This window comes from Streptomyces coryli, from assembly GCF_011044975.1.
Classification (GTDB): Bacteria; Actinomycetota; Actinomycetes; order Streptomycetales; family Streptomycetaceae; genus Streptomyces; species Streptomyces coryli.
Genome location: NZ_JAAKZV010000083.1, coordinates 17,506 through 30,704 on the forward strand (window position 1 = coordinate 17,506; position 13,199 = coordinate 30,704).

13 protein-coding genes and 2 pseudogenes are annotated in these 13,199 nt (G+C 71.0%); 5 read left to right on the top strand and 10 right to left on the bottom strand.

The window, feature by feature from the left end:
• Positions 1–92: 92 nt before the first annotated feature.
• Together G5C51_RS19585 and G5C51_RS43110 are read left to right on the top strand one after the other, a co-directional pair.
• The gene (locus tag G5C51_RS19585; protein WP_165239139.1) at positions 93–1,676 is read left to right on the top strand and encodes an acyl-CoA carboxylase subunit beta; all 1,584 of its coding nucleotides are present in this window, start codon (positions 93–95) and stop codon (positions 1,674–1,676) included.
• Positions 1,677–1,689: 13 nt separating this feature from the next.
• Entirely contained in the window at positions 1,690–1,890 is a 201-nt protein-coding gene (locus G5C51_RS43110; protein WP_165239141.1) for an acyl-CoA carboxylase epsilon subunit, read from the top strand.
• Between the two features lie 69 nt (positions 1,891–1,959).
• Here the strand turns inward: G5C51_RS43110 and G5C51_RS19595 are convergent, their stop codons facing one another.
• The gene (locus tag G5C51_RS19595; RefSeq protein WP_165239143.1) at positions 1,960–2,253 is read right to left on the bottom strand and encodes an antibiotic biosynthesis monooxygenase; all 294 of its coding nucleotides are present in this window, start codon (positions 2,251–2,253) and stop codon (positions 1,960–1,962) included.
• Positions 2,254–2,312: 59 nt separating this feature from the next.
• Between G5C51_RS19595 and G5C51_RS19600 the strand changes: the two genes are divergently transcribed.
• Positions 2,313–2,954, top strand: coding sequence for a TetR/AcrR family transcriptional regulator (locus G5C51_RS19600; RefSeq protein ID WP_206314063.1), 642 nt, complete (start codon positions 2,313–2,315; stop codon positions 2,952–2,954).
• A 226-nt stretch (positions 2,955–3,180) separates the two neighbouring features.
• On the opposite strand, the pseudogene G5C51_RS43790 reads toward G5C51_RS19600, so the two are convergent.
• A pseudogene (locus G5C51_RS43790) lies at positions 3,181–3,324 on the bottom strand (helix-turn-helix domain-containing protein); the annotation flags it as partial.
• Between the two features lie 140 nt (positions 3,325–3,464).
• Between G5C51_RS43790 and G5C51_RS19610 the strand changes: the two are divergent.
• Together G5C51_RS19610 and G5C51_RS19615 are read left to right on the top strand one after the other, a co-directional pair.
• Positions 3,465–5,009: a GMC family oxidoreductase gene (locus G5C51_RS19610; RefSeq protein WP_165239145.1), complete on the top strand. Its 1,545-nt coding sequence runs from the start codon at positions 3,465–3,467 to the stop codon at positions 5,007–5,009.
• A gap of 23 nt (positions 5,010–5,032) precedes the next feature.
• Positions 5,033–6,148, top strand: coding sequence for a M20 family metallopeptidase (locus tag G5C51_RS19615; RefSeq protein WP_240929779.1), 1,116 nt, complete (start codon positions 5,033–5,035; stop codon positions 6,146–6,148).
• Here G5C51_RS19615 and G5C51_RS19620 read toward each other — a convergent pair.
• The 8 genes and pseudogenes from G5C51_RS19620 to G5C51_RS44305 all read right to left on the bottom strand — a co-directional run.
• On the bottom strand, positions 6,129–6,728 hold the full coding sequence (locus tag G5C51_RS19620) for an ATP/GTP-binding protein (RefSeq protein ID WP_165239149.1): 600 nt from the start codon (positions 6,726–6,728) through the stop codon (positions 6,129–6,131). The two genes, G5C51_RS19615 and G5C51_RS19620, sit on opposite strands and share 20 nt — an antisense overlap.
• Complete coding sequence (locus G5C51_RS44070) at positions 6,709–7,320, bottom strand: DUF742 domain-containing protein (RefSeq protein ID WP_165239151.1); 612 nt, start codon at positions 7,318–7,320, stop codon at positions 6,709–6,711. Before G5C51_RS44070 ends, G5C51_RS19620 begins: the two co-directional genes overlap by 20 nt.
• A gap of 103 nt (positions 7,321–7,423) precedes the next feature.
• Positions 7,424–7,837 carry a roadblock/LC7 domain-containing protein gene (locus tag G5C51_RS19630; RefSeq protein ID WP_165239165.1) on the bottom strand — a complete coding sequence of 138 codons (414 nt, stop codon included), beginning with the start codon at positions 7,835–7,837 and terminating at the stop codon, positions 7,424–7,426.
• Positions 7,838–7,847: 10 nt separating this feature from the next.
• On the bottom strand, positions 7,848–10,835 hold the full coding sequence (locus G5C51_RS19635) for a sensor histidine kinase (RefSeq protein ID WP_338118224.1): 2,988 nt from the start codon (positions 10,833–10,835) through the stop codon (positions 7,848–7,850).
• A gap of 295 nt (positions 10,836–11,130) precedes the next feature.
• Complete coding sequence (locus G5C51_RS19640; RefSeq protein ID WP_165239153.1) at positions 11,131–11,721, bottom strand: ATP/GTP-binding protein; 591 nt, start codon at positions 11,719–11,721, stop codon at positions 11,131–11,133.
• A complete protein-coding gene (locus G5C51_RS19645; RefSeq protein WP_165239155.1) occupies positions 11,702–12,112 on the bottom strand; it encodes a DUF742 domain-containing protein in 411 nt (136 codons plus the stop codon). The genes G5C51_RS19640 and G5C51_RS19645 overlap by 20 nt, the downstream gene beginning before the upstream one ends.
• 83 nt (positions 12,113–12,195) lie before the next feature.
• Positions 12,196–12,609 carry a roadblock/LC7 domain-containing protein gene (locus G5C51_RS19650; RefSeq protein ID WP_338118225.1) on the bottom strand — a complete coding sequence of 138 codons (414 nt, stop codon included), beginning with the start codon at positions 12,607–12,609 and terminating at the stop codon, positions 12,196–12,198.
• 9 nt (positions 12,610–12,618) lie between these two features.
• Positions 12,619–13,107: pseudogene (locus G5C51_RS44305) on the bottom strand (hypothetical protein); the annotation flags it as partial.
• Positions 13,108–13,199: the final 92 nt, after the last annotated feature.

A 13,199-nucleotide genomic window follows, 5' to 3' on the forward strand; every position in this document is an offset into this window, starting at 1 on the left:
AACGGTTTAGTGCCGCGTGCGCAGGATTTCGTGCCGGACCTTGTAGGGGATCGACATAAGCTCCGGGGCACCTGGCACCGTACCGTCGATACATGACCACTCTGGATGACGCGCCCGTCGAGGCGAACGAGGCCCGCGGGCGCGCCGCCGAGCTCCGCAAGATCAAGGAGCAGGTGCACGCCGGTCCGAGTGAGCGCGCCACCCAGGCCCAGAAGGCCAAGGGCAAGCTGACCGCCCGCGAGCGCATCGACCTCCTCCTCGACGAGGGGTCGTTCTGTGAGATGGAGCCGCTGCGGCGGCACCGCGCCACCGGCTTCGGCCTCGAGAACAAGAAGCCCTACACCGACGGCGTCATCACCGGCTGGGGCACCGTCCACGGCCGGACGGTCTTCGTCTACGCGCACGACTTCCGGATCTTCGGCGGCGCGCTGGGCGAGGCCCACGCCAACAAGATCCACAAGCTGATGGACAAGGCGATCGCGGCGGGGGCGCCGCTGGTGTCGTTGAACGACGGCGCCGGGGCCCGTATCCAGGAGGGCGTCGCGGCCCTCGCCGGCTACGGCGGGATCTTCCAGCGGAACACCAAGGCGTCCGGCGTCATCCCGCAGATCAGCGTGATGCTCGGCCCGTGCGCCGGCGGCGCGGCGTACTCGCCGGCGCTGACCGACTTCGTCTTCATGGTCCGCGAGACCTCGCAGATGTTCATCACCGGGCCTGACGTGGTCAAGGCCGTCACCGGCGAGGAGATCACCCAGAACGGGCTCGGCGGCGCGGATGTGCACGCCGAGAAGAGCGGCGTCTGCCACTTCGCGTACGACGACGAGATCACCTGTCTCGAAGAGGTCCGCTACCTGCTCAGCCTGCTCCCGCAGAACAACCGGGAGAACCCCCCGGTGGTGGAGTCCGAGGACCCGGCCGAGCGGCGCAGCGACGAGCTGCTCGACCTGGTGCCCGCCGACGGCAACCGTCCCTACGACATGCACGCCGTGATCGCCGAGCTGGTCGACGACGGCGAGGTGCTCGAGGTCCACGAGCGCTGGGCTACCAACATCATCTGCACCCTGGCCCGGATGGACGGCCAGGTCGTGGGCATCATCGCCAACCAGCCGCAGGCCCTGGCCGGCGTGCTGGACATCGAGGCGAGCGAAAAAGCTGCACGATTCGTCCAGATGTGCGATGCTTTCAATATCCCGATCCTGACGCTGCTGGACGTCCCGGGCTTTCTGCCGGGGGTCGACCAGGAGCACGGCGGGATCATCCGGCACGGGGCCAAGCTGCTGTACGCGTACTGCAACGCCACCGTGCCGCGGATCTCGGTCGTCCTGCGTAAGGCCTACGGCGGCGCGTACATCGTGATGGACTCCCAGTCCATCGGCGCCGACCTGACCTACGCCTGGCCCACGAACGAGATCGCGGTGATGGGCGCCGAGGGTGCCGCCAACGTCATCTTCCGCAGGCAGATCGCCGAGGCCGACGATTCGGACGCCAAGCGCGCCGAGATGGTCAAGGCCTACAAGACCGAGCTGATGCACCCGTATTACGCGGCCGAGCGGGGCCTTGTCGACGACGTCATCGACCCCGCCGAGACCCGCGAGGTGCTCATCCGCTCCCTCGCGATGCTCAAGACCAAGCACGCGGAGCTGCCGCAGCGCAAGCACGGCAACCCGCCCCAGTAAGGAGACGCAGACAGTGAACGCCGAGAACCTCGTCCGGGTCGAGAAGGGCGAGGCGAGCGAAGAGGAGCTCGCCGCGCTGACCGCGGTGCTGCTCGCTCGCGCTGCCGCGCAGCCGTCTTCGGTGCCGACCCAGCGCCGCCACGCCGGCGCCGCCCGCTGGCGCCGCCTGGAGCGGCAGCACGGCTTCCGTGCGCCGCACAGCTGGCAGGGCTGAGCCCCAGCCGACCCAGCGCGAAGCCCCCGTCCCTTCAGGGCGGGGGCTTCGCGCTGTCCGCGTACCTGCTCAGGACTCGTCCACGAGCTCGCCCTGCGCCTCCAGCGTCGGGTTCTCCACCACGGAGAACGCCGCTCCGGCCTCGGGCGAGCCCGGCACGGTCGCGCTGGCGGCGTCCAGCGCCGCCTGGGACTCCCAGCGCCAGATGTCCAGGTAAGAGCGCTCGTCGACGCGCACCAGGCGGGCGTCGATGAGGCCGGGGTGGCCGGCGCGGACCGTCTTGATGAGGGTGGCGCGGCGCTCGATGGCCAGGTCCGCCTTGCTCGGGTCGACGCTGAAGCGGGTGATCCGGATGTACGACATGGTTAGAGTTCCTCTCTAGAGCTTGACTCTAGCTTCGTAATTAGAGTTAAGCTCTAGTCATGGCAGCCGTCAAGAGCAAGCGAGCGGAAAAAGCGCGGGAGACGCGGCGGCGGATGCTCGACGCCGCACGGGAGTTGTTCATCGCCGACGGATACGGGGCGACGACGCTCAAGGGCGTCGCCGAGCGGGCGGGCGTCGCGGTGCAGACGATCTACTTCACGTTCGGCAACAAGCGCGCCCTGCTGAAGGAGTTGGTCGACGTCACCGTCGCCGGGGATGACGAGCCGGTCGCCACCATGGACCGGCCGTGGTTCCGGGACGTCCTCGCGCAGGACACCGCGGAGGCGCAGCTGCGTGCCCACGTGGCGGGCACGCGGAAGGTGCTGGAGCGGGTCGCGCCCATCACGCAGATGCTTGCGGCGGCCACCGCCGTGGATCCCGAGGTCGCCGGTCTGTGGCCGCAGGAGGCCGATCCGCGGCACACGGTCCAGACGGCCGCCGCCGAGGCGCTCACGGGCAAGCCAGGGGCCCGGGAGGACGTAGCGGCGGAGGAGGCGGCCGACGTCCTCTACGGGGTGCTCAGCCCCGAGCTGTATCTGCTGTTCGTACGGGACCGGGGCTGGACGCCCGAGCGCTGGGAGGACTGGGCGTACCGGACGCTGCGCCGGGAGCTGTGCCAAGGGAGTCCGCGTACTCCGTGAGCAGCGCCTCCAGGTGCCGCACCATGAAGCGGTAGTACTCGCGCATCTCCCGCAGTCGCCGGCGCTGCACCGCGGACAGTCCGGCGTCCTGCGCCTCCGCCCGCTCGGCGAGGCCGCGCAGCTGCGTCGTGGCCGCGACCAGGTGCTGCAGGCAGCCGGCCCAGGCGTCCTCGCGCCAGCGGTAGACGAAGTGCCGCCGGCCCTCGGGCTTGTAGCGCTCCACGGTGCCCTGCTCGATGAGCAGCCGCGTCATCTCCGATACGGACCCCTTGCTCGCGCCGAGCGCCTCCTGCAACTCGGTCAGCGTGAGCGGCTGCTCGCTCAGCATCAGCAGCCCCGCGGCCCGTCCGGCCATCCGGGGCCAGCCCATCGCGCGGCCGATATGGATGCCGAACTCATCGACGAGCGCGTGCACGGGCGGCTCCAAGTGGTCGGTAAAAAGTGAACGTTCAGTCTTGACTGAACTCTCGCCTGGGTCGACAGTAGCAACTCTGGCGGGAGGGATGGGATATGGCGAGCACTGGGTGGGACATCATCGTGGTCGGGGCCGGCTCCGCGGGGGCGGCGCTGGCGGCTCGTACGGCCGAGAAGGGCGCGCGGGTGCTGCTGGTGGAGGCGGGGCCCGACTACCGGTCCGCGGAGATGCATGAGGCGTGGCGGTCGCCCAATCCGGCGGTGGCGCTGCTGGATCCGCAGGCAGCCGAGGGGCTGGTGTGGACGGAGCTCGCCACCGCGCGTACGGACCGGCAGCAGCCGGGTCTCTACTGGCGCGGCCGGGGAGCGGGCGGCAGCTCGGCGATCAACGGGCAGATCGCGATCCGGCCGCCGATGGCGGACTTCGAGGAGTGGGGGCTGCCCGGCTGGGCGCCCGACGACGTGCTGCCGTACTTCGCGAAGCTGGAGGACGACGCGCAGTTCGGCGACGAGCCGTACCACGGCCGCGGCGGGCCGACGCCGGTGTGGCGGATGCCGCGGGCGGACTGGGGCGCCGTCGACACCGCCCTCGCGCAGGCCGCCCGCGCGGCCGGGCACGGCTGGACCGAGGACGTCAACGCGCCGCGGGGGAGCGGGGTTTCGCCGTACCCGATCAACTCGCGCGACGGGCGGCGGGTATCGGTCAACGACGCCTATCTGGAGCGGGCGCGCGACCTCGGCACGCTGACCGTACGCGGCGATGCCCTGGTGGACCGGGTGCTCTTCGACGGGGACCGGGCGGTCGGGGTGCGGCTGGCGGACGGGGGAGAGCTGCGCGCCGGCACTGTCGTGCTCAGCGCCGGCGTCATCCACTCGCCGGCGATCCTGCTGCGCTCCGGCATCGGCCCGGCGGCGCGGCTGCGGGAGCTCGGCATCGGCGTACGGCACCAACTCCCCGTCGGGCAGGGCATGCAGGACCATCCGCTGGCCCTCGTCGCCATCCCGCTCGCGGAGCACGCCCGCCGCCGGACGCCGCACGACCGGCACACCAACGTCTGCGTGCGCTGGACCAGCGGCCCGGACGCGCCCGAGAACGACATGATGTTCGTCGGCCTCAACGAGAGCGTCCTCGCCATGGCCGCCGCCACCCCCGGCCTCCCCACCGGCTCGTACGGGGTGTGGCTGAACAAGAACGACTCCCGCGGCGAGCTGACCCTCGCCTCCGCCGACCCGGCGGCCGACCCCGTGGTGCGCCAGCGGATGCTGTCGGACCCGCGCGACCTGGCCCGGATGCGCGCGGGCGTACGGGCCCTGGTGGAGCTCGCGCTGCGGCCCGAGACGGCCCGTATCACCGAGGGCTCGCTCGAGAAGGAGAACCCGGCGCTCTTCGCCGCGCTGGACAGCGACGCCGCGCTCGACGACCACCTTCTGGCCACGGTCCTGGACGCCCAACACGGCACCAGCACCTGCCGCATGGGCGCCTCCGACGCCCCGGAGACGGTCGTCGACAGCGAGTGCCGGGTGCTGGGCGTGGACGGGCTGCGGGTGGTCGACGCCTCGGTCTTCCCGTCCGTGCCGCGCGCCAATACGAACCTCGCCACGATCATGGCGGGCGAGCTGATGGCCGACCGGCTCGCATGATCGCGGCAGGAGAGAATGCGGCCATGAAGAGCGAGATCGAGCGCCGCATCCGGGCGGCCGAGGGCGACCTGCTGGGCCTTTCCCACCGCATCCACGCCCACCCCGAGCTCGGCTACGAGGAGGAGCGGGCGAGCGCCTGGGTGGCGGAGGCCCTGAGCAAGGGCGGCTTCGCGGTCGAGCACGGCTGCTACGGGCTGCCCACGGCCGTGCGGGCCACCGCCGGGTCCGGGCCGCTGCATATCGCGATCTGCGCCGAGTACGACGCGCTGCCGGGCATCGGGCACGCCTGCGGCCACAACGTCATCGCGGCGGCCGCCGTCGGCGCGGGGCTCGGCCTGGCCCCGTACGCCGATGCGTTGGGGCTCACCGTGACCGTGCTCGGCACGCCCGCGGAGGAGGGCGGCGGCGGCAAGGTGCTGATGCTGGAGCGGGGCGCCTTCGACGGGCTCGACGCCGCCATGATGGTGCACCCGGCCGCCGTCGAGTCGGTCGTGATGCCCCCGACCGCGATGGCCATGTTCGACGTGTCCTACCGCGGCAAGCCGGCCCACGCGGGCGCCGCCCCCGAGCTCGGGGTCAACGCCGCCGACGCCATGACCGTCGCCCAGGTGGCGATCGGGCTGCTGCGGCAGCAGACGACGGCGGCGGACCGGATCCAGGGCATCGTGACGGCGGCGGGCACGGCGCCGAACGTGATCCCCGACGCGAGCAGCGGCCGCTGGGTCGTACGCTCCGACACCCTGGAGTCCCTCACGCCGCTGAAGGAACGGGTGCACCGGTGCTTCGAGGCGGGCGCGCTGGCGACGGGCTGCGAGCTGACGATCGAGCCGTCGGCGCCCGATTACGCGGATGTGCGCACGGACGCGCGGATGGCGCGCCTTTACCGGGCCAACGCGGAGGCGCTGGGGCGGGTGTTCCCGGAGGCGGGGGCGCCCGCGGGCGCGGCGACCGACATGGGGAACGTCTCGCACAAGGTGCCGGTCATCCACCCGCTGCTGGGCCTGGACTGCGCCCCGGCGGTCAACCACCAGCCGGAGTTCACGGCGGCCTGCGTCACCGAAAACGCGGATCGCGCCGTACTCGACGGCGCGATCGCGATGGCGTGGACGGCGGCCGACCTCAGCGCAAGCGCGCCATGAGGGCGTGCTCGACCAGGGTGATCAGCGAGCTCTTGGACTCGGCGCGCTGGCGGGCGTCGGTCGTGATGATCGGGGTCTCGGGACCGATCTGCAGCGCCTCGCGGACTTCCTCCGGGGCGTACGGCTGGTGTCCTTCGAAGCCGTTCAAGGCGATGATGAACGGAAGCCCGGAGTTCTCGAAGTAGTCCACCGCCGGGAAGCAGTCCGCCAGCCGGCGGGTGTCGACGAGGACGATGGCGCCGATGGCGCCCTTGACCAGGTCGTCCCACATGAACCAGAAGCGGTCCTGCCCGGGCGTGCCGAACAGGTACAGGATCAGGTCCTGGTCCAGCGTGATGCGGCCGAAGTCCATGGCGACCGTGGTGGTCGTCTTGTTCGACACCTGCGACAGGTCGTCGATGCCCGCGGACGCCGAGGTCATCACGGCCTCGGTGCGCAGCGGGTTGATCTCCGACACGGACCCGACGAACGTGGTCTTGCCCACGCCGAAGCCACCCGCGACCACGATCTTCGCGGACGTCGTGGAGCGCTCCGGCTGCTGGCCGACACCTGCGCCGGCGCTAGAGCTTGCGAAGTCCACTGAGCACCCTTTCGAGCAACGTCACATCTGGCTGGCCGCTGGCGTTCTCGGCCGCGCCCGGCTGGTGGATGGTGACCAGACCGGCCTCGGCCAGGTCAGCCACCAGGATCCGGGCGACCCCGAGCGGCATGGTCAGCAGCGCCGAGATCTCGGCGACCGACTTGATCTCGTAGCAGAGCTGGCAGATCCGCTGGTGCTCGGGGAGCTGGGACTGCAGCCGGCCGGGGTCGGCTGTCGTCTGCACCAGCGCCTCGATGGCGAGCTGATAGCGGGGGCGGGTGCGGCCGCCCGTCATGGCGTACGGGCGGACCAGGCGCGACTGGGGGCGCTTGGCACCCCGCGCCGCCGGCGCGCCCTGCTGGGGCTGCTGGCTCTGCTGCTGGTGCGGTGCGTTGTACGGCTGCTGGGGGTGCTGTCCGGGCTGCCCGTACTGCTGGTCGGGTCTGCTGTGCTGCCCCTCGTGGGGAGTGGGGGCGGAGGGGAAGTCGTAGTGCTTCAGCCCGGGCTGCTCCTGCTGCGGCTGCTGGTCGTAGCCGTAGCCATAAGCCCACTCACCGTCGTTCTCGTACGGCCCGCCCTGGTGGCTCGCCACTTCGCTCCCCTTCCGTCCGAATGACCGTTGTCCCTCCGGCCACCGGACTTTTGTGCTTGACGCACCTTAGCCCGGACCGCGCGCAATCCGCACCGGATGTCTGCTAGTTGAGAAGGCTTCCCTGCAGCTCGGCGCGCAGGTCCGGGGTCAGCACGGCGCCCGCGCGGTCCACCAGGAGAGCCATCTCGTAGCCGACGAGGCCGATGTCGCACTCCGGGTGCGCCAGCACGGCCAGCGAGGAGCCGTCCGAGATGGACATGATGAAGAGGAAGCCGCGCTCCATCTCCACGACCGTCTGGTTGACGCTGCCGCCCTCGAAGATGCGCGAGGCACCGGCGGTGAGGGACGTCAGCCCTGACGCGACGGCCGCGAGCTGGTCCGCGCGGTCGCGCGGGAAGCCCTCGGACATCGCCAGCAGGAGTCCGTCGGCGGAGACCACGACCGTGTGGGAAACCCCGGGGGTGTTGTCCACGAAGTTCGTGATCAACCAGTTCAGGTTCTGCGCCGCCTGGCTCATCGGGCTCACACTAACGCTCCTGATCGTAGCTGCTGCCGGGGCCCCAGTTATCGGAGCCCGGTCGGTCATTCTCTGTGGTCCCCTGGCCGCGTCCCTGCTGAACTCCGCGGCGCAGATTGGCGAGTCTGCCGCGGACGTCCTCGGGTGCGCGGGAGACCTGGGGGCCACCCTGCGGTGTCTGCGTGGCGGTGCCGTCGACCAGGTTGGCCCGCGGCACCCGCTTCGGCAGACCGGCGGATGTGATGCCGCCGGCCTCCGGTTCGCGGGCCCTGGCGGCCCGCTCCCAGCGCTCGTCGTTGTCCGACCGCCACTCGGAGTCAGTAATGGGGGCGGGTGCCCCTGCCGAAGGTTCCCCTGCCCGGGGGAAGCCTACGCTCTGCAGGCCGTTTCCGGCACGGGCATCTTCGGACGCATCAGGCGCACCGGACGAATCCGAAGCTTCGTACGATCCGTACTGAGCGCCCTGTTGCTGCTGGTAGGCGTCCTGCTGGGGTGCCTGCTGCGGTGCCTGCTGCGGCTCCGGGTACGAGGCGCCGGCGGGCGGCCCGTACTGCTCGCGCTGCTCGCGCTCCTGGCCGTACTGCTCGCGCTCCTGGTACGTCTCGCGGGCGGCCGCCTCCTGCTGGGCGGCGCGCGCCTCCAGTGCCGCCCTGCGCTCCTCGCGCTGCAGCGAGCGACCGATCGGGTCGTCGACGGGGTAGGGGGCGGCGCCGTTCGCTCCGCCGAAGGCCGCGCCAGGGTGGGACGCGTCGGACTGCGCCCCGGCGTACGCCCCGTCGTTGAAGCCCAGTTCGGCGGCGGTGCGCTGGCCGACGGCCATCTTGGGGTCGAAGGCGTTGGTCAGCGTCGGGTTGTCGCCGACGATGCGGGAGACCGTGAACTCCTCCTCCGGCTGCGCGCCCATCGGGTCGCCGCCGCCGCCGTGCGTGATCGCCTCGGGGAGCATGACCAGCGAGGTGGTGCCGGACTGCTCGCCGGACGGGCGCAGCTGCACCCGGATGCCGTGCCGGTCGGCAAGCCGGCCGACCACGAACAGGCCCATGCGCTGGGATATCGCCGCGTCCACGACCGGCGGGTTGGCCAGCCGGTGGTTGATGTCCGCGAAGTCCTCGGCGGTGAGGCCGATGCCCTTGTCGTGGATCTCGATCATCACGCGGCGGTCGGGCAGCCGGGTCGCGGTGACGCGGACCTTGGTGTGCGGCGAGGAGAAGGTGGTGGCGTTCTCCAGCAGCTCGGCGAGGAGGTGCACCAGGTCGGAGACCGCGGTGCCGTGGATCTCGCAGTCCGGCACGCCGGAGAGCTCCACGCGCTCGTACGACTCCACCTCGGAGGTCGCGGCGCGCAGCACGTCCAGCAGCGGGACCGGCTGGTCCCAGTGCCGCCCGGTGTCCTCGCCGGCGAGGACCAGGAGGTTCTCGCCGTTGCGGCGCATGCGGGTGGCCAGGTGGTCCATCTGGAACAGGTGCTCCAGCTGGTCCGGGTCCGCCTCGCTCTCCTCCAGGCCGGAGACCAGCTCCAGCTGGCGCTCGATGAGGCCCTGGTTGCGGCGGGAGAGGTTGGTGAAGATCGCGTTGATGTTGCCGCGGAGAAGCGCCTGCTCGGAGGCCAGTCGGACGGCCTCGCGGTGCACCTGGTCGAAGGCGCGGGCGACCTCGCCGATCTCGTCGCGGGAGTTGATCGGGATCGGGGTGACGCGGGTGTCGACGCGGCCCGGGTCCGTACGGGAGAGCTGGTCGACCAGCATCGGCAGGCGCTGCTCGGCGACGCCGAAGGCGGCGTTGCGCAGCCGGCGCATCGCCCGGCCCATCGAACGGGCCATCATCGCGGCGACGATGAAGGCGAGCAGCAGGGCGGCGATGGCGGCGGCGGAGTTGATGTAGGTGTCCTGCTCGGCGTCCTTGGCGACCTTGTTCGCCTCGTTCACCGCCTCCTGGGACAGCTCCTTCTCCACCTCCAGGTAGGCCTGGAACTTGCCGGTGGACATCGCCCACCAGGTCTGAGGCGTGATGCCCTTGCGGGCGAGCGCCGACGGGTTGGAGCCGGGCGCGAACATGGCCCGGGTGGTGTCGGAGACGCCGGGCGGCGGGACGAAGCGCTGCCCCTTCTCCTTGGCCTCGACGGCCTTCTGCTGCAGCTGCTTCTTGCCGGTGGCCTGGGCGGCCTGCAGGGCCTCGTTCAGCCGGGCCAGGTCCTTCGGGCGGCCGCCGAACTCGTACTCCTCGGAGGCGATGACCTCGAGGCGCGCGTACGAGGAGAAGGCCTCGCGGACGACCGGCAGCTGGGCGCTGTCCTTGGTGTTCAGCAGCTGCATGCCGATCGACCGGTCCAGGGAGGCGGCCGACGAGGTCAGGGCGATGGCGTAGATGGTGCGGCCGAAGGAGGTGACGTTGTCCGTGCCGAGGCCGAGGTCGTTGCTCAGGGCCATCAGCGGGCGGTAGACGAGCGCGTACGCCTCCTGGGTGTCCACGCCCTTCATGCCCTTGCTGAAGGCCTTGGCGCGGATCCCGTCCAGCTTGGCCGTGGCCGAGTCGATGTGCTCCAGGCGGCGCTTGAGGGCGTCGGTGTCCGGGACGTCCTTCTTCTGCTCTGCGAAGGCCTCGGCGGCCTCGTTGGTCTGCGCGCGGGCCTTCTGCACCAGCGGCGAGTTCTGCTTGCCGGCGAGCAGCGGCGCGGTGGTGATGTCGCGCTCGTTCATGATCGCGTTGGAGTAGTCGCCGGCGACCTGCACCAGGCGGGCGACCTGCTCCGCGTCCTGGGCCGAGCGCCAGGTCTCGATCGACTCGTTCACCCGGAGCCCCGCGAAGACCAGGGCGACGATCACCGGGATCAGCAGGATCGCGTTCAGCCGGGTGCGCACCCGCCAGTTGCGCGGGGACATCCGGCTGCCGCTGGGCGGCAGCGGATCGGGCGCCGCCGAAGGGGCGGGCGCGGCCGCGCGCGGCGGCGTGAAGTTGCCCCGCGGGTCCTGCTGCGGGACTGCCTTATTGCTGCGGCTCACCGGACCAAACCTCTCGCCCTGCTCCTACTAGTCGGTTAAACGAATTGCAGCACGCCAGGCGGCGGTTTCCAAACGTCGGGTCGGCAAAGGCCGTTGCCCGAACCGCCCGTAATAAAAGGGACATAAGCGCTGAGCACCGGCAAATGGCCATCCCGGGGTATGCGCAGCGAAACCGGCCTGCTGCACGCGGTTGCGGCCGGGGCCTGCAATTCTCTTTCGAAACGTTATGAACCGGGAAGGGCGGAGTGTGTCATGCGACACACCCCGCCCTTCCTTAACTCCGGTACCGCTGTGGCTACTTGAGCCGTGCCATGAGTGCATGCTCGACCAGCGTGATCAGAGAGCTCTTGGACTCGGCGCGCTGGCGGGCGTCGGTCGTGATGATCGGAGTCTCGGGGCCGATCTGCAGCGCCTCGCGGACCTCTTCGGGGGCGTACGGCTGGTGCCCGTCGAAGCCGTTGAGGGCGATGATGAAGGGGAGGCCGCTGTTCTCGAAGTAGTCGACGGCGGGGAAGCAGTCGGCCAGACGTCTGGTGTCGACCAGCACGACGGCGCCGATGGCGCCCTTCACGAGGTCGTCCCACATGAACCAGAAACGATCCTGCCCGGGGGTGCCGAACAGGTACAGGATCAGGTCCTGGTCGAGGGTGATACGGCCGAAGTCCATGGCGACCGTGGTGGTCGTCTTGTTCGACACCTGCGAGAGGTCGTCGATGCCGGCCGAGGCGGAGGTCATCACGGCCTCGGTACGAAGCGGGTTGATCTCGGACACGGACCCCACGAACGTGGTCTTGCCCACGCCGAAGCCCCCGGCGACCACGATCTTCGCCGAAGTCGTGGACCGCGCCTCCTGTCCGTAGCCGCCGCTAGAGCTTGCGAAGTCCACTGAGAACCCTTTCGAGCAAAGTCACATCTGGTGTTCCGTCGGCCCCCTGGCCGCCGCCCGGCTGGTGGATCGCCACCATGCCGGCCTCCGCCAGGTCGGCCACGAGGATACGGGCCACCCCCAGCGGGATCGCGAGCAGTGCGGAAACCTCCGCGACCGACTTGATCTCCCGGCACAGGTGGCAGATGCGCTGGTGCTCGGGGAGCATGCCCTGCAGCCGTACCGGATCGGCGGTGGTGCTGACCAGCGCCTCGATGGCGAGCTGGTAGCGCGGCCGGGTGCGGCCGCCCGTCATGGCGTACGGGCGGACCAGCGGCTGGTCGCTGCCATCACCGTCGTAGGGAGCGTGCGCACCGCCGTACGAGTCGGGTGAGGCGGGTGGCGGGGTCATGGATCCTCCGGGCTGTGACACGGCCGCTGCGGCGGCCTGTGTACGAATGGCCTGTGGGGGGAGTTTCGTGCTCGCGAAGAGCTTCAGTTCAGCAGGCTGCCCTGCAGTTCGGCGCGCAGGTCGGGGGTGAGCACGGCGCCCGCCCGGTCGACCAGCAGCGCCATCTCGTAGCCGACGAGGCCGATGTCGCACTCCGGGTGCGCCAGCACCGCCAGCGAGGACCCGTCGGAGACGGCCATCAGGAAGAGGAAGCCGCGCTCCATCTCCACGACCGTCTGGTTCACGCTGCCGCCCTCGAAGATGCGCGAGGCACCCGCGGTGAGGGACGTCAGCCCGGAGGCCACGGCCGCCAGCTGATCCGCGCGGTCGCGCGGGAAGCCCTCGGACATCGCCAGCAGAAGACCATCGGCGGAGACCACGACCGTGTGGGACACCCCGGGGGTGTTGTCCACGAAGTTCGTGATCAACCAGTTCAGATTCTGCGCCGCCTGGCTCATCGGACTCAACTAACGCTCCTGCTGATAGGTGGGGCCGAAGCCGCTGTTGTTACTGCCGAGGGTCCCGCCGGCCTGCCGGCCCTGCTGGATACCGCGGCGGAGGTTGGTCAGCCGGCCGCGCACGTCGTCAGGCGTGCGGGAGACCGCGGGACCGCTCTCTGCGGGAGCCGGTCGCTGCTGCGCCGTGCCGTCCACGAGGTTCGCCCGCGGGACCCGGCGCGGCAGGCCGGAGGTGGTGACGCCGCCGGCCTGGGGGCCGGAGGCGCGCAACTGCTCAGCGCGGCGCCAGCGCTCGTCGTTGGGGGACGGGCGCCAGCTGCTGGTGTCCTGCCGCCCGTTTGCCACCGGGGCGGCGGGCTGCGGCGGTGCCGCGGCCGGGCGGGCCGGGGCCCGTTCCGGCTGCTGCGGCGGCAGCGGGGGAGGTGCGGGAATGCTCGGCGGCGGCGAGCGCAAGGACGCCCGCGCCCGCGCCGGTCGTCCCCGCCGGCGTCGCCTTCGCCGAGCTGGCCGTCGCGGATACGGAGCCGCTGCACGGCATGCTCGCCGCGCTCGGCTTCTCCAGGACCGGCCGGCACTCGGCGAAGCCGGTG

Excerpts from the sequence above, each read along its gene's own strand:
- G5C51_RS19585 (WP_165239139.1), top strand. The coding sequence starts at position 93 with ATGACCACTCTGGATGACGCGCCCGTCGAGGCGAACGAGGCCCGCGGG.
- G5C51_RS19630 (WP_165239165.1), bottom strand. The coding sequence starts at position 7,837 with ATGAGCCAGGCGGCGCAGAACCTGAACTGGTTGATCACGAACTTCGTG.
- G5C51_RS19595 (WP_165239143.1), bottom strand. The coding sequence starts at position 2,253 with ATGTCGTACATCCGGATCACCCGCTTCAGCGTCGACCCGAGCAAGGCG.
- G5C51_RS19650 (WP_338118225.1), bottom strand. The coding sequence starts at position 12,609 with ATGAGCCAGGCGGCGCAGAATCTGAACTGGTTGATCACGAACTTCGTG.
- G5C51_RS19610 (WP_165239145.1), top strand. The coding sequence starts at position 3,465 with ATGGCGAGCACTGGGTGGGACATCATCGTGGTCGGGGCCGGCTCCGCG.
- G5C51_RS19615 (WP_240929779.1), top strand. The coding sequence starts at position 5,033 with ATGAAGAGCGAGATCGAGCGCCGCATCCGGGCGGCCGAGGGCGACCTG.
- G5C51_RS19645 (WP_165239155.1), bottom strand. The coding sequence starts at position 12,112 with ATGACCCCGCCACCCGCCTCACCCGACTCGTACGGCGGTGCGCACGCT.
- G5C51_RS19600 (WP_206314063.1), top strand. The coding sequence starts at position 2,313 with ATGGCAGCCGTCAAGAGCAAGCGAGCGGAAAAAGCGCGGGAGACGCGG.